Annotated in this window: 27 protein-coding genes; 24 read left to right on the top strand and 3 right to left on the bottom strand. The window is 67.4% G+C overall.

The window, feature by feature from the left end; translation table 11 throughout:
- Positions 1-71: 71 nt before the first annotated feature.
- The 22 genes from FA89_RS12895 (at position 72) to FA89_RS12790 (ending at position 20,113) form a co-directional block, all read left to right on the top strand.
- On the top strand, positions 72-587 hold the full coding sequence (locus FA89_RS12895) for a MarR family winged helix-turn-helix transcriptional regulator (RefSeq protein WP_036140974.1): 516 nt from the start codon (positions 72-74) through the stop codon (positions 585-587).
- Complete coding sequence (locus FA89_RS12890; RefSeq protein ID WP_036140972.1) at positions 584-2,044, top strand: efflux transporter outer membrane subunit; 1,461 nt, start codon at positions 584-586, stop codon at positions 2,042-2,044. The genes FA89_RS12895 and FA89_RS12890 overlap by 4 nt, the downstream gene beginning before the upstream one ends.
- The gene (locus FA89_RS12885) at positions 2,041-3,240 is read left to right on the top strand and encodes an HlyD family secretion protein (protein WP_036140970.1); all 1,200 of its coding nucleotides are present in this window, start codon (positions 2,041-2,043) and stop codon (positions 3,238-3,240) included. The genes FA89_RS12890 and FA89_RS12885 overlap by 4 nt, the downstream gene beginning before the upstream one ends.
- Positions 3,237-4,808, top strand: a complete 1,572-nt coding sequence (locus FA89_RS12880) for a DHA2 family efflux MFS transporter permease subunit (protein WP_036140969.1) — start codon at positions 3,237-3,239, stop codon at positions 4,806-4,808. Before FA89_RS12885 ends, FA89_RS12880 begins: the two co-directional genes overlap by 4 nt.
- 171 nt (positions 4,809-4,979) lie before the next feature.
- Positions 4,980-5,483, top strand: a complete 504-nt coding sequence (gene phaR / locus FA89_RS12875) for a polyhydroxyalkanoate synthesis repressor PhaR (protein WP_036140967.1) — start codon at positions 4,980-4,982, stop codon at positions 5,481-5,483.
- Positions 5,484-5,570: 87 nt separating this feature from the next.
- Positions 5,571-6,974: an FAD-dependent oxidoreductase gene (locus FA89_RS12870; protein ID WP_036140965.1), complete on the top strand. Its 1,404-nt coding sequence runs from the start codon at positions 5,571-5,573 to the stop codon at positions 6,972-6,974.
- Positions 6,971-7,600: a heme ABC exporter ATP-binding protein CcmA gene (ccmA, locus tag FA89_RS12865; RefSeq protein ID WP_036140963.1), complete on the top strand. Its 630-nt coding sequence runs from the start codon at positions 6,971-6,973 to the stop codon at positions 7,598-7,600. Before FA89_RS12870 ends, ccmA begins: the two co-directional genes overlap by 4 nt.
- Complete coding sequence (gene ccmB, locus FA89_RS12860) at positions 7,597-8,283, top strand: heme exporter protein CcmB (protein WP_036140961.1); 687 nt, start codon at positions 7,597-7,599, stop codon at positions 8,281-8,283. Before ccmA ends, ccmB begins: the two co-directional genes overlap by 4 nt.
- 66 nt (positions 8,284-8,349) lie before the next feature.
- Complete coding sequence (locus FA89_RS12855) at positions 8,350-9,120, top strand: heme ABC transporter permease (RefSeq protein ID WP_036140960.1); 771 nt, start codon at positions 8,350-8,352, stop codon at positions 9,118-9,120.
- A complete protein-coding gene (gene ccmD / locus FA89_RS12850; protein WP_036140959.1) occupies positions 9,117-9,317 on the top strand; it encodes a heme exporter protein CcmD in 201 nt (66 codons plus the stop codon). The genes FA89_RS12855 and ccmD overlap by 4 nt, the downstream gene beginning before the upstream one ends.
- Positions 9,301-9,786, top strand: coding sequence for a cytochrome c maturation protein CcmE (gene ccmE / locus FA89_RS12845; RefSeq protein ID WP_036140957.1), 486 nt, complete (start codon positions 9,301-9,303; stop codon positions 9,784-9,786). The genes ccmD and ccmE overlap by 17 nt, the downstream gene beginning before the upstream one ends.
- Positions 9,783-11,741 (top strand): heme lyase CcmF/NrfE family subunit, encoded by a 1,959-nt coding sequence (locus FA89_RS12840; RefSeq protein WP_036140956.1) that lies wholly within the window; start codon positions 9,783-9,785, stop codon positions 11,739-11,741. The genes ccmE and FA89_RS12840 overlap by 4 nt, the downstream gene beginning before the upstream one ends.
- The gene (locus FA89_RS12835; protein ID WP_036140954.1) at positions 11,738-12,283 is read left to right on the top strand and encodes a DsbE family thiol:disulfide interchange protein; all 546 of its coding nucleotides are present in this window, start codon (positions 11,738-11,740) and stop codon (positions 12,281-12,283) included. Before FA89_RS12840 ends, FA89_RS12835 begins: the two co-directional genes overlap by 4 nt.
- Positions 12,280-12,795 carry a cytochrome c-type biogenesis protein gene (locus tag FA89_RS12830; protein WP_081916536.1) on the top strand — a complete coding sequence of 172 codons (516 nt, stop codon included), beginning with the start codon at positions 12,280-12,282 and terminating at the stop codon, positions 12,793-12,795. The genes FA89_RS12835 and FA89_RS12830 overlap by 4 nt, the downstream gene beginning before the upstream one ends.
- Positions 12,792-13,484, top strand: coding sequence for a tetratricopeptide repeat protein (locus tag FA89_RS12825; RefSeq protein ID WP_036144265.1), 693 nt, complete (start codon positions 12,792-12,794; stop codon positions 13,482-13,484). The genes FA89_RS12830 and FA89_RS12825 overlap by 4 nt, the downstream gene beginning before the upstream one ends.
- A 56-nt stretch (positions 13,485-13,540) precedes the next feature.
- Positions 13,541-14,647, top strand: a complete 1,107-nt coding sequence (gene metX, locus FA89_RS12820; protein ID WP_036140952.1) for a homoserine O-acetyltransferase MetX — start codon at positions 13,541-13,543, stop codon at positions 14,645-14,647.
- An 89-nt stretch (positions 14,648-14,736) separates the two neighbouring features.
- On the top strand, positions 14,737-15,315 hold the full coding sequence (locus FA89_RS12815) for a cysteine dioxygenase family protein (RefSeq protein WP_036140951.1): 579 nt from the start codon (positions 14,737-14,739) through the stop codon (positions 15,313-15,315).
- A gap of 472 nt (positions 15,316-15,787) precedes the next feature.
- A complete protein-coding gene (locus FA89_RS12810; RefSeq protein ID WP_036140949.1) occupies positions 15,788-16,471 on the top strand; it encodes a hypothetical protein in 684 nt (227 codons plus the stop codon).
- A 91-nt stretch (positions 16,472-16,562) separates the two neighbouring features.
- On the top strand, positions 16,563-16,796 hold the full coding sequence (locus FA89_RS12805) for a hypothetical protein (protein ID WP_036140948.1): 234 nt from the start codon (positions 16,563-16,565) through the stop codon (positions 16,794-16,796).
- 32 nt (positions 16,797-16,828) lie between these two features.
- Positions 16,829-17,452, top strand: a complete 624-nt coding sequence (tmk, locus tag FA89_RS12800; RefSeq protein WP_051938737.1) for a dTMP kinase — start codon at positions 16,829-16,831, stop codon at positions 17,450-17,452.
- A gap of 38 nt (positions 17,453-17,490) precedes the next feature.
- A complete protein-coding gene (locus tag FA89_RS12795; protein ID WP_036140946.1) occupies positions 17,491-18,699 on the top strand; it encodes a GAF domain-containing sensor histidine kinase in 1,209 nt (402 codons plus the stop codon).
- Positions 18,700-18,796: 97 nt separating this feature from the next.
- A complete protein-coding gene (locus FA89_RS12790) occupies positions 18,797-20,113 on the top strand; it encodes a methyl-accepting chemotaxis protein (protein WP_081916534.1) in 1,317 nt (438 codons plus the stop codon).
- Positions 20,114-20,116: 3 nt separating this feature from the next.
- On the opposite strand, the gene FA89_RS12785 is transcribed toward FA89_RS12790, so the two are convergent.
- Positions 20,117-20,479 (bottom strand): hypothetical protein, encoded by a 363-nt coding sequence (locus FA89_RS12785; RefSeq protein ID WP_036140944.1) that lies wholly within the window; start codon positions 20,477-20,479, stop codon positions 20,117-20,119.
- A 100-nt stretch (positions 20,480-20,579) separates the two neighbouring features.
- Positions 20,580-22,535, bottom strand: a complete 1,956-nt coding sequence (locus tag FA89_RS12780) for a formylglycine-generating enzyme family protein (protein ID WP_036140943.1) — start codon at positions 22,533-22,535, stop codon at positions 20,580-20,582.
- A 112-nt stretch (positions 22,536-22,647) separates the two neighbouring features.
- On the opposite strand from FA89_RS12780, the gene rnd reads away from it, so the two are divergent.
- Positions 22,648-23,775, top strand: coding sequence for a ribonuclease D (rnd, locus tag FA89_RS12775; RefSeq protein ID WP_036140941.1), 1,128 nt, complete (start codon positions 22,648-22,650; stop codon positions 23,773-23,775).
- 146 nt (positions 23,776-23,921) lie between these two features.
- Here rnd and FA89_RS12770 read toward each other — a convergent pair whose 3' ends face one another.
- A complete protein-coding gene (locus FA89_RS12770; protein ID WP_036140940.1) occupies positions 23,922-24,113 on the bottom strand; it encodes a hypothetical protein in 192 nt (63 codons plus the stop codon).
- Between the two features lie 177 nt (positions 24,114-24,290).
- On the opposite strand from FA89_RS12770, the gene FA89_RS20945 reads away from it, so the two are divergent.
- Positions 24,291-24,956: an ankyrin repeat domain-containing protein gene (locus FA89_RS20945; RefSeq protein WP_441295040.1), complete on the top strand. Its 666-nt coding sequence runs from the start codon at positions 24,291-24,293 to the stop codon at positions 24,954-24,956.
- Positions 24,957-25,003 lie beyond the last annotated feature (47 nt).

Raw genomic sequence — 25,003 nt, 5'->3', positions numbered from 1 at the left:
GGCTCCCGGCTTGCGCCCTACCCGGTTGCTTGCTAGGCTAATAATTCATCAGCGAATTATTATCTAGCGAAATGACCAGTCTCAAGCCGTGCGTCGACGCCTTGTACGAAGGGATTGATCGCGTCGCCGCGATCGTTCCGGGCATACCGCGCCGCGAGGTGCTCCTGATCCGTCTCCTGCTGCTGACCGGGGAGGCACTGCGCCGGGAGGTGCAGGCACGGCTCGATCCGTACGACATGAACGACAGCGATTTCCGCACGCTGATGATGCTGTATTCAGCGGAAGACGGCCGTTCCACACCGGGCGAGCTATGCACGCTGGCCGAGCAGAAGCCGACCAACATGACCCGCATCACCAACCTGCTGGCGAAGCGGGGGCTCATCACCCGCTCCCACGCCACGCACGACCGGCGTCAGGTGATGCTGACGATCACCCCCGAGGGACGGCGTTTCGTCCTCGAGCTCCTGCCTCCGATGTTCCCCGACCTGGTCTCCCGCTTCACCTGCTTCAGTGACGCGGAACGCCTCACCCTCGAAGGCCTGCTGAAAAAGCTTGCCCTGCACATGGATACATCGGACAGCCCATGAACCGAATCCCGTCCCGTCCCGCCGTGCTCGCCGGGGTGATCGCCATCGCGCTCGCCGCGTGCCACGTGCCGGCGAAGATCGACCGCCCCGCGCTCCGCGACGACGTGCCGCTGGCCGGCCTGGTCACCGACCAGCGCCCCGGCTGGCCGGCCGCCGAGTGGTGGCGCGCCTACGGTGACCCGCAGCTGGACACGCTGATGACCATGGCGCTGCGCGGCGCGCCGGACCTCGCCCAGGCGAAGACGCGCGTGGACAGCGCCCAGCAGGACATCCGCGTGGCAGCCGCGCAGACAGGCCTGCGCGTGGACGGCAGCGCCCAGGCGGCGCGCCAGCGCATGAGCGAGCACGGCCTGATCCCGTCGCAGTTCCTCGGTTTCACCTGGTATAACCAGGCCGACATCGGCATCCAGGCCAGCTACGATTTCGACTGGTGGGGCAAGAAGCGCTTCACCCTCGAATCCGCCATCGACAGCGCGCGGGCCGCCGAGGCGGAACGCTCCGCGTCGTCGCTGGCTATCCAGGCGATGGTGGCGGACACCTATTTCGGCTGGCTGGCGGACACCTCGCGTGTCGCCCTCGCCGACCGCCTGATCGCTGCCCGCGAGCGCGCCCTGCGTATCGCCGAGCTGCGCGTGAAGCAAGGGGTGGACGTGCCGGACACGGCACAGCAGGCACGCGGTGAGCTATCCGGCGCGCGCCAACAACGTGTCGCGTTGCAGGGCTCGGCCGATATCCGCCGCGCGGCCCTGGCCACGCTGGTCGGCGTGTCACCCGCCCAATTGCCCCCGTTGCTGCCGCGTCCGCTGCCCGTCGTCGGCACCGGCCTGCCGGCCAACGTCGGCAGCGACCTCATGGCCCGCCGTCCCGATATCGCCGCCAGCCGCTGGCAGGTGGAAGCGGCCCTGCGCCGCACGGATGCCGCGCGCGCCCAGTTCTTCCCGGACATCAGCCTTACCGGCATGGCCGGACTGTCCAGCATCGACATGGACAAGGTGTTCTCCGCGGACAGTCGGGTCTTCGCGCTGACCCCGGCGCTGCACCTGCCGATCTTCGAGGGCGGCACGCTGGAAGCGAACCACGGCGTCAGCCGCGCGCAGCTTGCGGCCGCCGTGGCGCAGTACAACGCGACCGTCGTGTCCGCCGCGCGCGACGTGGCCACCCAGGCGCTCAGCGCACAGCAACTGGCCGCGCGGCGCACCCAGCAGGCCGAGCAGATCGACGCCGCCAACACGTTGCTCGCCAGTGCCAGGGCGCGCGCCGCACGTGGCGTACGCGACGATCGCGAGTCGCTCGCCGGCGAGGCCGCGCTGGTGCAGCAACTGGACGCGGATGCCGACCTGCAAGGCCAGGCCTTGTCCACCGACATCGCCCTCATCAAGTCACTGGGCGGCGGCTATCGCGCCGAACCCACCGATACCCCCTCCACGCCCCGCACGAACGGAACCCCGAGCCCATGAGCGCCAACCCGACCGATACGCCGCGCCCCCAGGACGAAAGCGGCAACGCGCCCAGGAACAAGCACAAGCGGAACCGCGCGCTGCTGATCGCCCTGCTCGTCTTCATCGTCGCCGCCGTGGCATGGTTCCTGTTGTGGATGTTCGTCTTCTCGCTACGCGAAACCACCGATGACGCGTATGTCGGCGGCAACCAGGTAGGCATCTCCGCCCAGGTGCCCGGCATCGTCACCGGCGTGTTCGCCGACGACACGCAGCGCGTCAATGCCGGCCAGGTGCTGGTGCGCCTGGACGCCACCGACGCCGACGTCGCCCTGCGCAAGGCGAGCAGTGCGCTGGCGCAGGCCGTGCGCCAGGTACGCCAGCAGACCCAGTCGGCGGCCGGCGCGGACGCCGCGCTGGGCGCACGTCGGAACGACCTCAAACGCGCACAGGACGATCTGCGCCGCCGTATTCCCCTGCTGGCCGAAAAAGCCGTGGCGCCGGAAGAGGTGCAGCATGCACGCGATGCGGTGGACAGCGCGCAGTCCGCGCTGGAATCCGCGCAACGCCAGGCCGATGCCTCGCGCGCCCTGATCGACGGCGGTGACGTCGCCTCCAACCCGGCAGTGGACCAGGCACGCGCCAATTTCCGCCAGGCCTGGGTGGCCGCGCAGCGCAACGCCATCGTCGCCCCCATCGACGGCTACGTCGCCCAGCGCAGCGTCCAGCTCGGCAACAGCGTGCAGCCGGGCCAGCAGCTGATGACGGTCATTCCGCTGCACGACCTGTGGGTAGACGCCAACTTCAAGGAAAGCCAGCTGCGCCATGTGCGCATCGGCCAGCCGGCGCGCATCGAAGCCGACATCTACGGCGGCGGTGTCGAGTACCACGGCAAGGTGATCGGCCTGGGCGCGGGCACCGGCAGCGCGTTCTCGCTGTTGCCGGCGCAGAACGCCACGGGCAACTGGATCAAGGTGGTGCAACGCATCCCCGTGCGCATCGCGCTCGACGCGAGCGACCTCGACAAGCATCCCCTGCGCATCGGCCTGTCCACGGCGGTCACCGTCGATATCTCCCATGACGACGGCGACGTATTGGCGAAGTCGCCGGCCACGACACCGGTGGCGCAGACCTCCGTCTATGACGACGTGGCCGCCAAGGCCGACGCCGCAGCCGATGCCATCGTGCGCGACAACCTCGGAGCGGGCGTGCCTTGAGCGACGCGCCCGCCATCCCGGATGCCGTGCCCGCCCCCGGCGGCCCTAAGCCGCTGCAAGGCGGTGCCCTGATCCTGCTCACCATGGCCGTCGCGTTCTCGACGTTCATGGAGATCCTGGACATGACGATCGTCAACGTGGCCGTGCCGCACATCGCGGGCAGCCTCGGCGTGAGTTCCAACGAGGGCACCTGGGCGATCAGTTCCTATGCACTCGCCAGCGCGATCATGCAGCCGCTGACCGGCTGGATCGCCAAGCGCTTCGGCGAAGTGAAGACCTTCTGCGTGTCCGTGGCGTTGTTCGTCGTGTTCTCGATGCTGTGCGGCCTGGCCACCAGCATGCCCATGCTGGTGATGTTCCGCCTGCTGCAAGGCGCGGGTTCCGGCCCGATGGTGGCGTTGTCGCTGTCGCTGCTGCTGGCCAGCTACCCGAAGGAGAAGCAGGGCATCGCCCTGGCCATGTGGGCAATGACGGTGGTGGTCGCCCCCATCTTCGGTCCCATCCTCGGCGGCTACCTCACCGACAACTTCTCCTGGCCGTGGATCTTCTACATCAACGTACCCGTCGGTGCGGCGGCCGGCGTCATCACGTGGGCCATCCTGCGCACGCGCGAGACGAAGACCGTGCGCGCGCCGATCGATTCGGTGGGGCTGTTCCTGCTGGTGGTCGGCGTCGGCAGCCTGCAGTTCATGCTGGACAACGGCAACGACCACGACTGGTTCGCCTCGCCGCTCATCCTCACGCTGGGCCTCGTGGCGCTGGTAGCGCTGACCTTCCTGGTCATCTGGGAGCTGACGGCGAAATACCCCGTGGTGGACCTGTCGCTGTTCGCGCGGCGCAACTTCGCGGTGGGCGTCAGCGCGCTGTCGCTGGGCATGCTGGGGTTTTTCGGCATCACCGTGGTGTTTCCGCTGTGGTTGCAGACCACGCTGGGCTACACGGCCACGTGGGCGGGCCTGGCCACGGCACCCGTGGGCATCCTTGCCTTCCTGATGTCGCCCATCATCGGAAAGAACATCCAGCGACTGGAACTTCGCTCGGTGGTGACCTTCGCCTTCCTGGTCTTCGCCTTCACCGCGTTCTGGTTCTCGACCTTCACCAGCGGCGCATCGTTCGCCACCCTGGTGCTGCCGCGCTTCGTCATGGGCATCGGCATCGCGTGCTTCTTCATCCCGCTGAACCAGATCTTCCTGTCCGACCTGCGGCCCGACCAGATCGCCGGCGCCTCCGGCCTCGCCAACTTCTGCCGCACGCTGGCCTCGAGCGTGTCCACCGCGCTCACCGTGACCATCTGGCAGCACCGCGGCGAAACCCACCACGCCTCGCTCACCGAGTACGTCAATCCGGCCTCGCCGGCCACCATGGCGTACGTGGGCCGCCTGCAATCGATGAACCTGCACGGCGCATCGCAGCGCGCCGTGCTCGACCAGATCGTCAACCGCGAGGCGCTGACCCTGGCCGTGAACGACGTGTTCTGGCTCTGCGGCCTGCTGTTCCTGGCACTGATCCCGATCCTGTGGCTGGCGAAACCCCCGTTCGGCAGCGCCGCGGGCGCCGCCGCGCACTGATGAAAAGGCGGCGCACCCCATCCCGGGTGCGCCGCGTGAACGGCGATCATGCTGCGCAACATTAAATTGCGGTTATTTAAATCGTTCCAATCGGAAAGGTGAAGAACGCAAACGATTGCATGGACTTATGGCAACTGGTGCGGCGCAATACCTCGTGGTAGCTTTCGCCGCATGGCACAAACCCTACGCATCATTAAGAAGTATCCGAACCGTCGTCTCTACGATACGGAAATCTCGAGCTATATCACGCTGGAAGAAGTCCGCCAGCTGGTCCTCGACGGGGAAACTTTCGAGGTCCGCGACGCCAAGTCCGGCGAAGACCTGACCCGTTCGGTGTTGCTGCAGATCATCGCGGAGCACGAGGAACACGGCCAGCCGATGCTCTCGCCGCAGCTGCTCTCGCACATCATCCGCTTCTACGGCGATTCGTTGCAGGGCTTCATGGGTCCTTACCTGGAGCGCAGCCTCCAGGTGTTCCTCGACCAGCAGCAGCAGTTCCGCACCCAGCTCAACAGCCTGATGGGCCAGACTCCCTGGTCCATGCTCAACGAGATGACCGAACGCAACCTCGACGTGTGGAAGTCGATGCAGCGCGGCTTCCTCGACGCAGCCACGGCCAAGCCGGCCGAGCCCGTCGCCGCGCGCCAGGCGCGCGCCGGCAAGAAAGCCGGCTGATCCATCGCGTCGGCCGGGCTTGCTCCCGGCGACGCGGCGGCGCACGATGCGCTGCCTTGCCCTATCGCGCTGCGACAACAGGCCGTCATGCCCCGTAACGACATCGCCGTGGTCGGCGCCGGACTGGTCGGCGCCATGGTGGCCACGCTCCTGACCCAGCGCGGATTTCGCGTCAGCGTGTTCGAAAAACGTCCCGACCCTCGCCGGACCGGCGTCCAGGGGGGGCGCTCGATCAATCTCGCCCTGGCCGAACGCGGATTGCACGCCCTGCGCGCCACCGGGCTGGCCGAACAGGTACTGGCGCAGTCGGTGATGATGCGCGGCCGCATGGTCCACGATCCGGCCGGCCACAGCGCCCTGCAGCGCTATGGCGCGGACGACTCCGAGGTGATCTGGTCGGTCTCTCGCGAGGGGCTGAACGGCCTCATGCTCGACGCCGCCGAGGCCGCGGGTGCCACCTTCCACTTCGGGCAGGGCCTCGAGTCCGCCGACCTGGACGGGGGCACGCTCATGCTGCGCAGCACGGACGGCACGCAGCGCAGCATCGATGCGCCGGTGGTCATCGGTGCCGACGGTGCCGGCTCCGCCCTGCGCGCGCAGATGCACCGGCACGCGCCGCTGGGTGAAAGGGTCGAGGAGCTCGGCCACGGCTACAAGGAACTGGAGATCCCTCCCGGCAGCGACCCGTCCGCGCCGTTCGCCATCGAGCCCCACGCCCTGCATATCTGGCCGCGCGGGCATTACATGTGCATCGCGCTGCCCAACCGCGAAGGCAGCTTCACCGTCACGCTGTTCCTGCCCAACGAGGGGGAGCACCCCAGCTTTCGCAGCATCGCTGGTGCCGGCGCGGCCGAGGCCTTCTTCCGCGCCGACTTCCCCGACGCGCTGGCGCTCATGCCGACCTTCGCCCACGACTGGGCCGCTCATCCGGTGGGCATGCTGGCCACGCTGTACCTGGATCACTGGCACATCGGCGGCCGCGCCCTGCTGATCGGCGACGCCGCGCACGCCATCGTGCCGTTCCACGGCCAGGGGATGAACTGCGGCTTCGAGGATGCCGCCGAACTGGCCGACCTGTTCGCGGCCGACCCGACCGATCCGGCCGCGGTGTTCGCCGCCTTCGAAACCCGGCGCAAACCGAACGCCGACGCCATCGCGCGCATGGCGCTGGAAAACTACGTGGAGATGCGCGACAAGGTGGCCGACCCCGTGTTCCTGCGCAAGCGCGAACTGGGCGCCCTGCTGACCGAGCGCTGCCCGTCGCATTACCTGCCGCGCTACCGCATGGTCACCTTCACCCACCTGCCCTACGCCTACGCGCTGGAGCGCGGCCAGGCGCAGGACATGCTGGTCGAGCAACTGCTCAAGGGCCACGACGACGTGGGCACGGTCGATATCGAGGCCGCCGTGCGCGCCCTGCGGGCCACGCTGCCGCCGCTGCCGGCCGAAGCGTTCGAGCACGGCCTTCGCCCGGCCTTGGGCGACGCATGACGGCGTCCGCCGCGGTACTGCTGGAAGCCCGCTCGTTGTGTTTCCTGCGCCAGGACGAACCCGTGTTCGGCCCGGTCGATTTTGCGCTGCGCGCGGGCGAAATCGCCCTGGTGGAAGGCGACAACGGCAGCGGCAAGACCACGCTGATGCGCGTGCTCACCGGAACGCTGCGCGCCGCCTCGGGCGATGTCCTGCTCGACGGGGCGACGTTTTCGCTGGATACGGTTGCCGGCGCCGTGGTGTTCCTGGGTCATCACCCGGGGCTCAAGGCCGACCTGTCGCCGCGCGAGAACCTGCACTTCGCCGTGGGCCTCTACGGGGTACGCACCGGTGCCGATGTTGACGACGCCCTGGCCGAGGTGGGCCTGGCGGGCTACGAGGACGAGGCCGTGCGCCGGTTGTCCGCCGGGCAGAAGAAGCGCGTGGCGCTGGCCCGGCTGCTCGTGCTTCCCGCACGGGTGTGGCTACTGGACGAACCGTACGCCAATCTCGACCGCGAAGGCATCGCGCTGGTCAACCGCCTGCTCGACGGCCATGCGGCCCGCAGTGGCGCGGCCCTCGTCACCAGCCACGGCGCGGTGACGTTCGCCGGCGACGCCCTGCGCCGCATCCGGCTGCACGCATGACGCCGGGAAGCACACCGGCCGCCTGCGCCGCGCTGCTGCGGCGCGACCTGACACTGGCCTGGCGTCGGCGCGGCGACATCGCCCTGCCCGTGCTGTACGCGATCATCGTGGCCACGCTGTTTCCGTTCGCATTGGGTCCGGACCCGGCGCTGCTGGCACGCATCGCCGCCGGCGTGGTGCTGGTGACGGTGGTGCTGGCGATCCTGCTTTCCCTGGATACCCTGTTCCGCGCGGACATCGAAGACGGCTCGATGGAACTGCTGATGCTGGCGCCACAGCCGCTCGCGCTGCTGGTGGCCAGCAAGATCCTCGCGCACTGGATCGTGTCGTCGCTGCCCCTGATCATCGTGGCGCCGCTGATCGCCGGCATGCTGAAACTGCCGCCGGCGGCCATGCCGGTGCTGTTGCTCACCCTCGTCCTGGTCACGCCGCTGCTGTGCCTGCTCGGTGCGATCCTGGTCGCGCTGACGGCCGGCTCGCGACGCTCTGGTATGCTTCTGGCGCTCATGTTGCTGCCGCTGTGCGTGCCGGTGGTGATCTTCGCCGCCGGGGCCGTGGCCGCCGCGCAGGAGGGCCTGCCCTGGATCGCGCCGGTCGCCTGGTTGGGCGCCGGCCTGGTCATGGCCCTCGTGCTGGCGCCGCTGGCCTGCGCGTCGGCACTGCGCATCGCGATGGATTCGTGATGCATGCAACCGTTGGGCACGGAATCCGGACTCACCCCTTCTCGCACCAAACGGCAACGAGGATCGATGGCTAACTGGGTTCCCCTCTGGCTGCACCGGCTCGGCTCACCCCCCGTGTTCTACCGCTTCGCGGGCGCGGTGCGTCCGTGGGCCCTGGGCTTGGCCGTGCTGCTGGGCGCCGTGGCGCTCTACGGTGGCCTGTTCGTGGCGCCGGCCGACTACCAGCAGGGCGACGCCTACCGAATCATCTTCATCCATGTGCCCAGCGCATGGATGAGCCTCTTCATCTACGGCGTCATGACCCTTGCCGCCTTCATCGGCCTGGTCTGGCGGATCAAGTTGGCCGAAACCGTGGCGATGGAATCCGCGCCGGTCGGCGCGGCGTTTACCCTCATCACTCTGGTCACCGGTTCGCTCTGGGGCAAGCCGATGTGGGGCACCTGGTGGACATGGGACGCCCGGCTCACCTCCGAACTGGTGCTGCTGTTCATCTACCTGGGCATCGTCGGGCTCTATCGCTCGTTCGAGGATCGGCGCCAGGGCGCGCGCGCCGCGTCGTTCCTGGCGCTGGTGGGTGCGGTGAACGTACCCATCGTGCATTTCTCGGTGAACTGGTGGAACACGCTGCACCAAGGCTCCACCGTTCGCCTGCTCGGCCCCTCGCATATCGACGCCAGCATGCTCTGGCCGTTGCTGACCATGATGGCCGCCACCAAGCTCTACTACGTCGCCAGCCTGTTCGCGCGCGTTCGCGCCGAACTGGTCGTGGCGGAAGGCGGCAAGGCCTGGGTGCGCGACATCGCCCTGGGCACCACCGCGCAGGATGCCACCGCATGACACCGCACCTGTCGATGGGCGCCTATGGCGTCTACGTGTGGACATCCCTCGCCGTCTTCCTCCTGGTCCTCCTGTTCGACACCCTGGCCCCGCTGGCCAGGCGTCGACGCAACCTGCGCAACCTGCGCGCGCGCCTCGCGCGCCAGGAAAACCGCCGCCGTCCCGGAACCGCTCCCCGTAATGAACCCCACCCGTAAACGTCGTCTCGCCATCGTCGTGTCGGTGCTCCTTGCCGCCGTCGTGGCGGTGGGACTCACCGTGTTCGCCTTGCAGCGGAACATGAATTACCTCTTCACTCCCAGCCAGGTGCAGCAGGGCCAGGCCACCCAGTACAGCAACTTCCGCCTCGGCGGCATGGTCAAGGCCGGCTCCATCCAGCGGGCGAAGGACAGCCTCAAGGTCAGTTTCATCGTGGTCGACGCCGATGGCGCCATGCCCGTGGAATACACCGGCATCCTTCCCGACCTGTTCCGCGACAACCAGTCGGTGATCGCCACGGGCCGCATGGACGATGCGCGCTTCATCGCCAGCGAAGTGCTGGCCAAGCACGACGAGAACTACATGCCGAAGGAACTGAAGGACGCCATGGCCAAGGCGCACGAGAACCGCAAGATCGACGACAAGGCCATGGGCGACAAGGCCATGGCACCGGGCACGCCGGAATGATCCCGGAGCTGGGCCAGTTCGCGCTCGTCCTCGCGCTGCTGCTGGCGCTGGCCCAGGGCATCCTGCCGATCGTGGGCGCCTGGCGCGGCAACGCGGCGCTTATGGCCGTGGCCCGGCCGGCCGCGGTGGGACAGGCGCTGTTCGTCTTCCTCGCCATGGGCGTGCTGATCCATGCGTTCCTGGCGTTCGATTTCTCGGTCGCCTACGTCGCGGACAATTCCAACCTCGCCCTGCCCTGGTACTACCGCATCACCGCGGTATGGGGCGCGCATGAGGGCTCGATGCTGCTGTGGGTGTTCATCCTCAACGTATGGTCACTGGCGCTGGCCTTGCTCAGCCGCCACCTGCCCACGCTCTTCGCCTCCCGCGTGCTCGGTGTGCTGGGCCTGATCGGCGTCGGCTTCCTCGCCTTCATCCTGTTCACCTCCAACCCGTTCCTGCGTGAGTTGCCGATGCCCGGCGACGGCGGCGACCTGAACCCGGTACTGCAGGACCCCGGCATGACCTTCCACCCGCCCGTGCTGTACATGGGCTACGTCGGTTTCTCGGTGGCCTTCGCTTTCTCCATTGCCGCCTTGCTCGGCGGTGAGCTGGAACAGGGTTGGGTGCGCTGGGCGCGCCCGTGGACCAACGTGTCCTGGGCGTTCCTCACCATGGGCATCGTCGCGGGCAGCTGGTGGGCCTACGCGGAACTGGGCTGGGGCGGCTGGTGGTTCTGGGACCCGGTCGAGAACGCCTCGTTCATGCCCTGGCTGGTGGGCGTCGCGCTGATCCACGCCCAGGCCGTGACTGAGAAACGTGGCTCGCTGCCCGCGTGGACGATCCTGCTGTCGCTGTTCGCGTTTTCCCTGTCGTTGCTGGGTACCTTCCTGGTCCGCTCCGGCGTGCTCACCTCGGTGCACGCCTTCGCCTCCGATCCACGCCGCGGCCTCTACATCCTCGGTTTCCTGATCGTGGTGATCGGCGGCTCGCTGCTGCTGTACGCGGTGCGTGCGCCGAAGGTGGCGACGGGCAAGCCGTTTGCCGCGCTGTCTCGCGAGACCGGCATCATGGTCGCCAACCTGCTGTTCACCACCGCGGCGGCCATGGTGCTGCTGGGCACGCTGTTTCCCCTGATCGGCGACGCGCTGAACCTGGGGCGCATCTCGGTCGGGCCGCCGTATTTCGGCTTCCTCTTCGTCGCGCTGATGGCGCCGGCGATCCTGCTGCTGCCGTTCGGCCCGTACCTGCGCTGGGGTCGCGCCGAAGGTCGCCAGCTGACGACGATGGCCGCGCGCGCCGCCATCGCCGCGGTGATCTGCGCGATCATCGCCGCCGTGTTCGCGGCAGGCCACGCTCGGGCGATCGCCGGCGTGGCCGGGGCCGCCTGGGTGGCCGTGGGCACGCTTTCTTACGTGGTGAAGCGCTGGCGCGAGATGCCGCGCGGTCGCCGCTACCCCGCGGAGATGGCCGGCATGCTGGTGGCCCACACCGGCGTCGCCGTGTTCCTGATCGGCGTCATGCTCTCCGAATCGCTGAGCGTGGAGCGCGACGTGCGCATGGCCCCGGGCGACACCCAGGCCATCGCCGGCTACGTGTTCCGCTTCGACGGCGTGCACGAGACGCAGGGCCCGAACTGGCGCGCCGACGAAGGCACGGTCGCCATCCAGCGCGACGGCGTCACGCTGGCCACCGTGCGGCCGCAGAAGCGCACCTATTCGCGCGGCCAGGTGCAGACGGAATCGGCCATCGATGCCGGCCTGTTCCGTGACATCTACGTCGCCCTGGGCGAGCCGATGCAGGCCACCGACGTCGAAGGCGCGTGGGCCCTGCGGCTGTACTACAAGCCGTTCGTGCGCTGGATCTGGCTGGGCGGGCTGATCATGATGCTGGGCGGCTTCCTGGCCGCCGGCGACCGCCGTTTCCGTGCGAAGAAACCGCCTGCCGCGTTGCCGGGCACGGGGTCGGCGACATGAGTCGCCTCATGCCCCTGTTCGTCTTCCTTGCGCTATGCGGCCTGTTCGGCTTCGGCATCTGGTGGAACACGCAGCACGACCAGCACGAGATCGTCTCGCCGCTGATCGACAAGCCCGCGCCCGCGTTTTCGCTGCCCGTGCTGGGTGAGCCCGATCGCCATGTCGACAAGGCCTCGCTGCTGGGCAAGCCGTACTTCCTCAACGTGTTCGGCAGCTGGTGCATCGAGTGCGTACATGAGCACCCGGTCCTGTCCAGCGAGGTGAAGGCCCTGGGCCTTCCCCTGGTCGGCCTCAACTACAAGGACGACCCGGCCGATGCGACGGCCTGGCTCGGCGAGCACGGCAACCCGTTCGACGTTGTGATCGCGGATCGTGACGGGCGCGTCGGCATCGACTTCGGCGTCTACGGTGCACCGGAAACCTTCCTGATCGACGGCAAGGGCGTGATCCGCTACAAGCACGTCGGCCCCATCACCCCCGATGTCGTCACCCACGAATTCCGCCCCGCCCTGCAGGCGCTCTCCCACGAGGCCGCCCTATGACCCCGCGCCCGTATCCGTCCCCGCGCCTACTCGGTAGGAGCGCACGATGTGCGCGATGGCTTCATGCCCCCCTATCCAAGGCCACGCTAACCCTGCTTTTGCTGCTCCTCACCCTCCCCACCCTGGCCCAGGCCATCCAGCCCCTCCCCTTCCGCGATCGCACCGAAGAAATCCGCTTCCAGACCCTCAGTGCCGAGCTGCGCTGCCCGATGTGCCAGAACGAAACCCTGGCCGATTCCAACGCGCCCATCGCGCACGACCTGCGCCGGCAGATCTTCGAGATGATGCAGGCCGGCAAGACCGATGCGCAGATCAAGGCCTTCCTGGTCGAGCGCTATTCGGATTTCGTGCTTTACGAGCCGCCGGTGTCGCCGAAGACCTGGCTGCTCTGGTTCGGCCCGCTGCTCGTTCTCGCCCTAGGCGGCACGCTGGTCGCCGTCCAGGTGCGCCGTCGCGCACGCCAGCATGCCGGCAGCGAGATGCCGGCCCACGATACCGGGGACGACTGGTGAGCACCGTGTTCTATCTCCTCGCCACCGCGATGCTGCTGGTCGCCCTGGCGCTGATCCTCGTTCCACTGGTTCGCCAGGGCCGCCTGCACGGACGATCGCGTGGTGTCTTCGCGCTGGTGGTCGCCCTGGCCGTGCTGCTGCCGCTGGCCAGCGGAGGCCTTTATCGTCTTGTAGGTACGCCCTCAACCCTGGCCGGCGTGGCGCCTCCGAAGGACATGGACGTCAACGACGCCATCGCCGAGCTGCAGGCCCGCCTCAAGGCCCACCCCGACGATGTCCCGGGTTGGCTCCTGCTGGGCCAGACCTACACCATGCTCAAGCAGCCCGCGCAAGCACGCGATGCCTATGGGCATGCACTGGACGCCGATGGCCACAACGGTGCGGCCATGGTCGGCTGGGCGGAAGCGGACTCGCTGCTGCGCGACGATCACCGCATCGTCGGCCGCGGCTTCGACCTGCTGCAGGCGGCCGTGTCCGCCGATCCGCAGAACCAGAAGGCGCTCTGGCTGCTCGGCATCGCCCAGTTCCAGCAACAGCGTTTCGCCGAAGCCGCTGCCACCTGGCGCAGCCTGCAACCGCTGCTGGACCCGGACTCCAACGTCGCCCACGCCGTGGCCCAGCAGATCGCCGAGGCCGACAAGCACGCCGGCGCCGGTGATGTCGCACCGGCAACCGCCTCGTCACGCTGACCTGCCGCCCACGGTGACCATGGCAGCATCGACAGCCTCCAACGAAGGAACGACCCATGGGTGACGCCCGCCGCTACCACGCACTTTCCTCGCCGTTCCGCATGAAGCGCGGCGGCGAACTGCACGGCGCGTGCGTTGCCTACGAAACCTGGGGCACGCTGGCCGCGGCAGGGGACAACGCCATCCTCATCCTCACCGGCCTCTCGCCCAGCGCGCACGCCGCGTCCAACGACGAGGACCCCACGCCGGGCTGGTGGCAGGAGATGATCGGCCCCGGCAAGGCGTTCGACACCAACCGCTGGTTCGTGGTCTGCGTCAACTCGCTGGGCAGCGACAAGGGCTCCACCTGTCCCGCGTCGATCGACCCGGCCAGCGGGCAGCCCTACCGCCTGACGTTCCCCGAGCTTTCGCTGGAGGACGTCGCCAACGCCGCGCACGAGGTCGTCGTCGCCGGGTTGGGCATCGAGCGCCTGGCCTGCCTGGTCGGGTGCTCCATGGGCGGCATGAGCGCGCTGGCGTTCATGCTGCTGCACCCGGGCACGGTGCGCACGCACATCAGCGTGGACACGGCTCCGCAGGCACAACCGTTCGCCATCGCCATCCGCTCGTTGCAGCGCGAGGCCATTCGCCTCGATCCGCACTGGAACGGCGGCAACTACGACGACGAAGCCTGGCCGGAACACGGCATGAGCATCGCGCGCAAGCTCGGCGTCATCACTTACCGTTCCGCGATGGAATGGAACGGCCGCTTCGCGCGCATTCGCCTGGATGCCGAGCAGCGCGAGGAAAACGAGCCGTTCGGTTTCGAGTTCCAGGTCGAGTCCTACCTCGAGGGCCATGCCCGGCGTTTCAATCGCCGGTTCGATCCCAACAGCTACCTCTACCTGTCGCGCGCCAGCGACTGGTTCGACATGGCCGAACACGGCGAAGGCGACGTCATGCGCGGCCTCGCCCGCATCCATGTTCAGCGCGCGCTGGTGATCGGCGTCAGCACCGACATCCTGTTTCCGCTGGAGCAACAGGAAACCATCGCCCGTGGGCTGGAAGCGGCCGGTGCCGCCGTGGAATTCGTGGCGCTGGATTCGCCCCAGGGCCACGATGCGTTCCTGGTGGACATCGCCAGCTACAGCCAGGCCATCGGTGGCTTCCTGGCAACGCTCTAAGGCTTCGTGACGCTGGCGCGCAACGCGCCCTGCTATCATGGAACGTGTCGGGCACCGCCACGCCCTATCCGCCGCCAGAGGTAAAACGCATGATCACGGTCGACTTCCCCGGCAGCCGCAAGCTCATCGATGCGATCGACGCGTCCGTCGTGCAGCCGGATACCCCGGCCATCACCGACACCCTGCGCAATGCGCTGTGCCGGCTGATCCGCTCGCAGGAAGTCATCCTGCCCGCCTGCGTCTTCGAGTCCACCGGCGACCACTACGCCCGCCGCGAGCTCTACCGCAGCGACGAGCACGGTTACAGCGTGGTCGCGATGACCTGGGGTCCGGGCCAGGGCACCCTGATCCACGACCACAGCGGCATGTGGTGCGTGGAGGGCGTCTGGAATGGCGCGCTGGAAATCGTCCAGTACGAACTGCTCGGCCACGAGGCGGAGCGCTACCAGTTCCGCGCCGTGGGCTCGATCCAGGCCGGCCCCGGCTCCGCCGGCAGCCTGATCCCGCCGCACGAGTACCACACCATCCGCAATCCCAGCGACGATGCCGTCGCGGTCAGCCTACACATCTACTCCGGCCGCATGACCCAGTGCGCGGTGTTCAATCCCGAGGGCGACAACTGGTACCAGCGTAACGAGCGCAAACTGGGTCTCGACCAGATTCATTGAATCCCGCATAATCCACGTGTTGTAACGTTTTGCGTCCGCCCGAGTGGTGAAACTGGTAGACGCAGGGGACTCAGACCAGAAATTGAGCCCTCAGGGGGAAACCCCCGAGGTGAAGCCCGTCAAACTCGGCGAAGGCCCTGGATGCAGATCCGAGCTAATACCGAGCCAAGCCCCGGCACCGAAAGGTTCGGCGGAAGGTGTAGAGAGCAGACGGCGGGCACCTAAGGCAAAGCGGTCCAACGCGGCGCTACGGTGAAGGCGTGCTCCAGACCACGAACGTCGCTCCTTACGGAAGCGCCGGCGGCGAAAGCCGAAGTGGTAAGAAAATCCCCCGCCGCAAGGCGTGCCGGTTCGATTCCGGCCTCGGGCACCAAACATGAAAACCACCTCCGTTCTGCGGGGGTGGTTTTTTTTGTCATGGCGTGCAGGCATCGTAAGAGCCCGTCCTACGACACGACGCCCGGAGATTCGCATGCCACGCTCGTCGATCCACCTGTGCGGCTTGCTCGTCCTCGGCATGGTCGCCTTCCCGGTGCATGCCGCCAGCATGACGGACGACTGCATCGGCGCCCTGCGCCACGCCTTTGCGAACGACGCCGTCGGCGCCGACACTCACGCCGCCTTGCCCAACGCGTGCACACACCTCGGCCCGCTGGCGCTCGGCATGACCTGGAGCCAGGTCATGGCCGCCATGGGCGCGCCCGACAAGGAGCGCAATACGAAGGATCGTCCGGACACCGCCGACCTGCTCTACGTCTATCCACGCGATCTCAACGCGCAGTTGGCCCGCAGGCCCGTGGCCACCGACCAGATCGCCTACAGCCAGCTCCGCGTGCGCATCCAGCAGGACAAGGTCACCGCCATCTCGACCTTTGCCGATGCCAAGGCGCCGTTGCCCTTCGCCCTGCTGGGACGACCGGCCGGAACGAAGATCGACGGCCTGATGGCGGAGCTGGGCGGCCATCCCCAATGGAACGCCAGCCGTGACTACGTGCAGTTTCCATCCGTGCCGTTAGGGCTGAGCGTGGACCCGGATACGGCGGCCCTTATCGGGGTGGACATCGCCGACCGGATGACAAGCATGGCGACCTTCGGCGGCCAGGGTCTGAACCTCACCAAGGACAAGGCCAGCGGCCTGGTCAATGGCTTCCACTGACGCCCGCGGGCTACCTAAGTATTTCCTCACGAGGATTTAACTCAAGCGGAGGCAAGAATCGCCTTCGGTAACACCGAAGGGGAAATCAGGCATGGCAGTGGATGACACGATCCGGCACGAGCCGCAGTTCGACGAGCCGGCGCGCTTTGCCCTGCGGCAGTTGTGTTCGACGGCCTACTTAGCGGTCGGCAGCCTGAATGAGTCCGCCTGCGTGGCCCTGTTGCGCCGCGGTCTCGCGGTCCAGGACGAACTGGGCTACTGGAGCGTCACCCCCTTGGGCAAGAAGATGTTCGAGCGGCTTGGGAATCCCGTTAGCGCGCGGTGAAAGTCGCCGGCCGATCGGCTAAAATCCCGGTCATGGCACCTCTCCCTATCCCCGGCGGTCTGCTGATCGCCATCGAAGGTATCGACGGCGCCGGCAAGACGACGCTCGCTCATACCCTTCGCGATGCCCTTTCGCTCGACGGCTGTACGGTCAACCTCAGCAAGGAGCCAACCAACGGCCCCTGGGGGATGCAGATGCGCGCCTCGGCATCCACTGGCCGGCTCAGCCCCGAGGAAGAGCTGCGCCTGCTGATCCTGGACCGCCGGCAGCATGTGGATGAACTGGTCGCGCCCGCGCTGGCTCGCGGTGAGATCGTCATCCTCGACCGCTATTTCCCGTCTAACGTGGCCTACCAGGGCGCTGCCGGGCTCGGCATCGACGACCTGATGCAGGCCAACGCCTTCGCACCCCGCCCCGACCTTCTGCTGCTGCTCGACCTTGCGCCGGAGGTTGGCCTGGCGCGCATACGCCTGCGCGGCGATAAGCCGAATCACTTCGAGACCGCGGAGAATCTCGACCGCTGCCGCGCCATCTTCCGCGATATGGCCTTGCCGCATACGGCCCTCATCGATGCTAAGCGTGACGCCGACGAGGTGTCGGCGGATGCGCTGGACCAGGCAAGGCAAGCCATCGCAAGGAAACGCGCTGGCGGGTGAATGAGCTTAACGCTTGTTCATACTGGTAGAATCGAGTCATGCCTCAGGTTCGCCCCTCCCTTGCCACCCTGGACGATCCCCTGATCGGGGCGGTGGCGCGCCTGTCGGTCGTGCCCCGTATCCTCGACGCCGTGGTCCGCCGTACGGGCATGCGTTTCGCCGCGGTGGCACGGGTCACGGACAACCGCTGGACGGCCTGCGCCGTTCGCGACGACCTCGGTTTCGGCCTCGGCGCCGGTGACGACCTGGTGCTGGGCAGCACCATCTGCGACGAGATCCGCCAGCACCATGAGCCGGTGGTGTTCGGCCATGCCAGCGCCCATCCGGTTTACGCCGACCACCACACGCCACGCTTCTACCAGCTCGAAAGCTATGCCTCGGTGCCGATCTTCACGGTGGACGGCCAGTTCTTCGGCACCCTGTGCGCCATCGATTCGCGCCCGGTCACCCTCGACGAGAAAGGTCTTGCCGCCGAGATGACCCTGTTCGGCGAGTTGATCGCCGCCCAGCTGGCGCTGGAGGACCGGGTGAATGACGCGGAACAAGCGCTACGGGAAGAGGTGGACGACGGCGTGCTACGGGAGCAGTTCCTTGCCGTGGTCGGGCACGACCTGCGCAGCCCGGTGCAGGCCGCCGGCATGGCCGCAGAGTCGCTGCAATCGATGAACCTGCCGCCGCGCGCGCAACGCCTTGCCGGGCTCATTGCGGCCAGCACCCGCCGCATGGCCGGCCTTATCGACGATGTGATGGATTTCGCCCGCGCACGGCTGGCGGCGGGCATTCCCGTAACGATGCAGGTGCGCGACGACCTGGCCGAGGCCGCGGAGCGCGTGCTGGCGGAGATCCGCCAGGCGCATCCCGAGGCCGACATTCGGGCGAGCTGGAGCGTGAGCCGCCCGCTCCGCTTCGACCTCAAGCGCATGCAGCAGCTCATCGCCAACCTGGTCAACAACGCGATCACCCATGGCGATAGCCGTCGCCCCATCCTGGTCGAAGGCAAGGACGAGGGCTGCGCGGTGACGCTGGCAGTCACCAATTTCGGCGAACCGATCGATCCGCAGACGCTGGATCGCCTGTTCCATCCGTTCTTCCGGCCGGACAGCTCGCAGCCCCGGCCCGGCCTGGGTCTGGGACTGTACATCGCGGCGGAAATCGCCCGCGGCCATGGCGCGACGCTCACGGTTACCTCGTCGGCAGAGGCGGGCACCTGCTTCCTGTTCCGGATGCCGACCACCCTCCTAACCTGAATGAAAAGGTAGCCGACCTACCGATTCCATCACTTTTATTCTTAAGTAAGCCCATATTCCGCCGATAAGTGACGCACGTCACACTTCAGGCCTTTCGATGATTCGCCGTTGGTTCGAGAAACATCGCGCCTCCCAAGGCAAGCTCGCGGCACTGGACAAGGTCCAGGCCGTCATCGAATTCGCCCCCGACGGCCATGTGCGCCACGCTAACGCGCTGTTCCTCGAGACCATGGGCTACCGGCTCGACGAGATCCGCGGTGCCCACCACCGCATGTTCGTCACCGGCAACGAAGCCGACACGGATGCCTATGCGGCCTTCTGGGCCGCCCTGCGCACCGGCCGAAGCGATACGGGGCTGTATCGGCGTCGGCGCAAGGATGGCAGCGACGTGTGGTTGCAATCGTCGTACAACCCCTTGTTCGATCGCAGCGGCCAGGTCGTCAGCGTGATCAAGTACGCCACCGATGTCACGGCGCAGCGCATTGCGGCCGCCGACATGGATGGCCGCCTGCAGGCCATCGACCGCGCCCAGGCCACCATCGAGTTCGACCTCGACGGCATGATCATCGAGGCCAACGACAACTTCCTCAGTGCCATGGGCTACGCGCGTGACGAGGTAGTCGGGCGCCACCACCGCATGTTCGTCGATCCCAGCGAGGCATCGTCACCCGGCTACGCGGCCTTCTGGGCGCGGCTGCGCGAGGGGCGTCATGCCGCGGCGCTGTACCGGCGGCTCGGCCGCGACGGCCGCGTGGTGTGGATCCAGGCGACCTACAACCCCATCCTCGACTTCAACGGCGTGCCGATGAAGGTCATCAAGTACGCCACCGACATCACCGCACAGACCCTGGCCACGCAGACGCTGCAGCGCGAAGTGGTGTCCCTGTCCGGCGCCGTCGTCGATAACGCCAGCAAGGCAGGCAACGCGGAGCAACTGGCCACCGGCGCCCGGCAGGCCGCCGAGCGTGGCGGCGAGGTCATGCGCGACGTGGTTCGCACCATGGGCGGGATCCAGGAAGGCACGCGGTCGATCGAGGACATCCTCGACCTGATCGATGCGCTGTCGTTCCAGACCAACCTGCTCTCGCTCAACGCGTCGATCGAAGCTGCGCGTGCCGGCGAGAGTGGCAAGGCCTTCGCCGTGGTGGCGGACGAAGTGCGCCAGCTGGCCGTGCGCAGCGCCAGCGCGTCCAAGCAAATTCACCAGCTGATCGGCGACGCCCGCGGACGCGTCGAGGAAGGCGCGAGCCTGGTGGGTACGGCAGGCCACACCATGGATGAGATCGTTGCATCCATCGCCAACGTCACCCAGGTGACCAGCGAGATCAGCGAAAGTGCCGTGGCACAGTCCTCAGGCATCCAGCGGGTCAACGCGGCCGTGGCGCAACTGGAAGCGGTCTACGGCAACATCTGACCGTCAGCCCTGCGCATCGGCGACGCGCGGCGTGTCGACAGCCGGGTAATCGTTGCTGGTCTCGAACTCGGCGTAGGGGTCGTTGCTCTCGCGCAGGCCCGACAGCGGCACGCGCTCGGCCACGCCCATCAGGCGGGCGCGCAGCATGCTCACCTCACGGATCTTCTCGGAGGCGGCGAAGGAGTATTCGTCGGTCATGTCGAAGGCCGCGACTACGTTGCCCTCCTCGCTACGCATGATCCAGGGGCGACGCGCGGTGATCAGCCCGGCGCGCTGCATCACCACGTAGGTCTCCAGCAGGATGCTGACGACCAGATCGGTACGACCGGGAAAGGGGCGGTACCCGACGATGATGGAAGTGGCCAAGATGATTTCCCCTGATGCCGTGCGCGGCTTTTCCGGAGATTGTTTCGCGAGGCTCGTCAGCGTCAAGTGATCCGCTAGGCGTATCCGGCAGGGAGTGGCTTCACAACTCGCGAACGACGCGAAAACCCACACGCGCGCTGCGCAGGTCGGAGGTCGCCCCCTGGCGGTAAGCCGATCGCACCATGTCCGGCGCGCTGCCCCACGAACCACCGCGGATCACCCGCCGCCCGCAGCCCGGGTTGACCCAGGCCTCCGCGGAACGCGGTGCCCGGATGTAGTTGTCGTGCCAGCAATCGGCCACCCACTCGGACACGTTGCCGCCCATGTCGTAAAGACCGAAGGCGTTCGGTGTGAAACTCATGACCGGGGCCGGGCCCCAGAAACCGTCCTTGTAACCGTTGAACGCATTGCTCCAGCGGCGGCCCGAGCCCGAACGGTCGTTGCCGCCGGTCAGGTTCTCCACGCGCGAGCCGGGCGAGCCGTCGCCCCACCAGTAGCGCGTGGTGGTGCCGGCACGCAGGCCGTATTCGAATTCGGCTTCGCTAGCCAGGCGGTATTTCTTGCCGGTGCGTTGCGAGAGCCAGTCGGCGTAGGCCTTGGCGTCGTTCCAGGACACGTTGATGACCGGCAGTCGGTCCTGGCCGGGCTTGCCGGCGTAGTCGTCCTGCCAGTTGGCGTTGGAGTCGTCGCGCAGGCCGCCGCTCTGCTCGTCGTAGACACTGCCGCCCTGCATCGACACCGACTGCGGCACATAGCCCGTGGCGCGGACGAAGTCACGGAACTGCCCGATGGTGACCGCGCTGCGCGCCATGGCGAAGCCCTTGTCCACCTGCACCTCGTGCACGGGTGCCTCGTTGGCGTCGTGGCCGCGCTCGCCGTCGGGGGAGCCCATCAGGAAGCGCCCCGTGGGGACTACCACCATCGCCGGCGCCTGTCCGGTGGAGTCGACGAAGCGATCGGCAAAGACCTGCCCGGGTTTGTAACTGGCGTACAGGCGGGCGTTGGTCAGCCGCTCGTTGAAGTCGTCCAGGCCGGCGAGGTCGGCGCTGGTCTGCTGCGCCTTGTCGGCAAGCTGCCGGGCAAGCTCGAGATTGCCGGCATCCAGGGCGGAGCGGGCCTGGGCCAGCATCGCCGTGGCACTCTGCCGGCGCATGCCCTCGATACGACCACGCGTATCCTGCAGCGCCTGCGATTCCGGCTGGATGACCGCGGCGGCGGCCAGGGCCGTGTCCGCTGCCGCGAAGTCGTTCTGGGCCACCGCCGCCAGCGCCTTGTCCAGCACCGTGCGCTGCACCTGCGTGATGCCCTGCTCCGCCACCGCATTGCCCTCGTCCATCTGCAGCACCTGGCGATAGGTATCCAGCGCGCTGTCGCCGTGCGGCAGGTCGGCCTTGCCTTCCTGCAACTGCGTCGCCGCCTTGCCCAGCAGCGGCCGCACCTTTTCCAGCACGCCCAGTTTCTGTTGCAGCGGCGCGACATCCGCGGCGCTTGCGGGCAACGCCTTCAGCGCCGCCAGCGATTCGCGCGCCGCATCGGCGTCGCCCAGCGCGATATCCTGCTCGATCTCGGCGGCCATGCGCGCGCGAACCTCGTCCATGCCGGCCAGGGCACGCTGGCTGTCCGCCTTCTCCTTGAGCACGGCGCCGAAGAGCGCGGCCGCGCTGTCCTTGCCCCCCACCAGGCGATCGACCGCCAGGGCCTTGTCGCCGCGATCGAGCAAGGCCGTCAATTCGGGCGTATCCGGGCTCTTCTGCGCCGGCAACACCCGTTCCGGGGATTTTTCACGCCGCCGCGCCGCGATCACCGCCGTCGGCGCCAACATGATCGGCGGCCCGGCATCGAGTTCCGAGACCACCGCCCCAGCCGCCGCTTGCGGACGCTGGTCGAAACCCATCGTGGTCGGCTGGCCCCGCATGGGCGAACGCGGCGTGTTCTGCGTGGTCTGGACGTGCAGCACCTGCGGGAAGAAATGGTAGAACAGCGCAAAACCGAGCAAGGCCACGCCCAACGCGCCGCCCATGGCGCGCTGTCGTCGAACGGTCTCGGTGTTGGGCATGGTGGGCGGTTCCGTGCGAGCCTGCTATCGTGCGCTGCAACCATAGGGAATCGCGCCCGGCAGGGCAACACGATACGTCGCCGCGACTCCTGACCGACCCCAAGGATCTTGCATGACAACGAGCGACCTCGCTCACCCCGCCCCCTGGATCGACCATCGCGAGGGGCTCGATGCGTGGCTCGCCCCCATCGCCCCCTCGGCAGTCGTGGGGCTCGATACAGAGTTCATGCGTCGCAACACCTTCTACCCCCAGCTGGCCCTGCTCCAGCTTGCGCACGAAGGCCGCTACGCCCTTATCGACCCCCTGGCGGTGCCGCTGGACGACGCCCTGGCGCCGGTCTTCGCGGCGCAGCCGGTCGTCACGGTGATGCACAGCGCCGGGGAAGACCTGGAAGCGATGGCCCCTTTCCTTCCGGACGGCCCGCACATCCTGTTCGACACGCAGATCGCTGCCGCCTTCGTCGGCATGGGCCTGGGCATCAGCTACCGCGCCCTGGTGGCGGAACTGGTCGGCGAAGAACTGGACAAGGGCGAAACGCGCAGCGACTGGCTGCAGCGTCCGCTCACCGAGTCGCAGAAGCTTTACGCGACGCTCGACGTCGTCCATCTGCACCCGGTCCACGCGATCCTCTCCGAACGCCTGGCCGAACGTGGCCGGGCCCACTGGCACGCGGAAGACTGCGCACGGATGAAGCGTCGCGCCAGCCAGCGCCAGGGCGATGCCCAGCCCCAGCGTGGCTTCAAGGCGGCCAGCGAATGGGCGCCAGAACAGCAGGCCTTGCTGCGCCGTATCCTACGCTGGCGGGAGGCCTCGGCACGTACGCTGGACAAACCCCGCTCCTGGCTGCTGGAAGACAACCACGCCCTCGACCTGGTCGCCTCGATACCGCAAACCCCCGCCGAGCTGGACGAGCGCGTACGCGGCACCCGGGCCCTGCGCTCGGCACAGCGTCAGGAGCTGTTCGACCTGGTGCGCCAGCCGGTCACGGCGGATGAGGTGGAAAGCACCGTTGCCATCATCGGCCATCCGGTCGGGGACGCCAAACGCGCGATCAACGAGATGCGCAGCGCCATCGACACCCTCGCCACCCAGCTGGATGTCCCACCGGGCCTGCTCTGCGCGCGGCGCTCGATGGAAGAGCTGGTGATGAGCGGTGGCGTGTGGCCCGAGGCCCTGGAGGGCTGGCGCCGCGAGGTGTTGCACGATCGTCTCTGCGCGCTGTTGCCGGATCGCGGCTAGGCATCCAACCAGGCATCGAACGGTTCGTTGGTCGTAGTCGTTCGCCTTAGTGGCTGCACCGCGTTCGCCTGATGAAAACCGCCCTTTTGGGACGGTCAGGCATGTTCGGGACCGTGGGGCTGTGCAGGACGCACCATGCGCACCGATCAGAACCGTGCTTGCGTCCTTGAATACGTCTGCGCGCCCCGCATCGCTTCAAGCTGATCGTTTTCCAGTCTCAACTTGCGGGCCTGCTGTTTTACGAGTTCCGCGCGTGCACCGACCCAGCTGGCGCATTCCCAGATCAGGAACCCACCGAAGACCATTGCGAGTGCCGCTACGCCGAGGATCGAATTCATTACGCTTGCTCCGTTAGTCAGTTATCTGGCTGCGGATGCATTGTCCCCAGCACGTGCGGCGCTAGCATCTGACAGGTGTCATCCATTGCTCGTCACGAATCTGGTTTAACCGGATGGTGCATTAGGGACCGGACGGTGTCATTTACCGGGTCAAGCAGAAAACCGTAAGGAGTACGTATGAATAGGTCCTGCGAGGCACGATTGGCTTTTGCCTTACTTATCGCTGCCGCAGCAAGCGCGGCACACGCATCCACACCGGACTGCCTATCGATGCAACAGGCTGCCGCGCAGGATGCGATATCACAGGCATCCCATGGAGACAGTGCGGCGAGGCTTCGCTCGGCAGTCCTCTCGAGAGATGACGCCGCATTTGACTCAGCCTTGGGCGAACTCGTTGGCCGGACTGATGAGACATCGACCGACGCGCTCAAGCAGGCATTAGCGGGCGCTGCCTGGATCGGCAACTCCCACGCGCTATCCGCCCTGCTCTCGGCCCGGGTAGATCCTGACGCAACCTCGCCACTGACTGCTTCGCCGCCCATCGTATTGGCGGCTCAATGCGGGCAAACCGAGGCTATGGCCGCACTCCTGACCAAGGGAGCGAACATTGCAGCCGGTTCCACTCCCGATCACGTCGACAACGTTCCGCGAGGGGCGTTGGAAGCCGCACTCGTCGGCGGCCAGCCGAAGACCGCGACATGGCTGCTTGATCACGGATATGACGTTTGCCAGACGGGTGAGCGCGCGCGCATCGGCAGGCTGCTGTCCCATCCAGGCCTGAGCGCGGCATGGCCGGCGTCGCTAAAGGCGAGGCTGATATGCCAGGCACCTAGTGCGAAGTGAAGCGAAAGCCCACGCGGTAAGCTTTGAGACGCCTCGAAGTGACAATG

The sequence above is a fragment of the Luteibacter sp. 9135 genome, from assembly GCF_000745005.1.
Classification (GTDB): domain Bacteria; phylum Pseudomonadota; class Gammaproteobacteria; order Xanthomonadales; family Rhodanobacteraceae; genus Luteibacter.
This window is presented reverse-complemented; position numbering and strand designations above follow the sequence as displayed.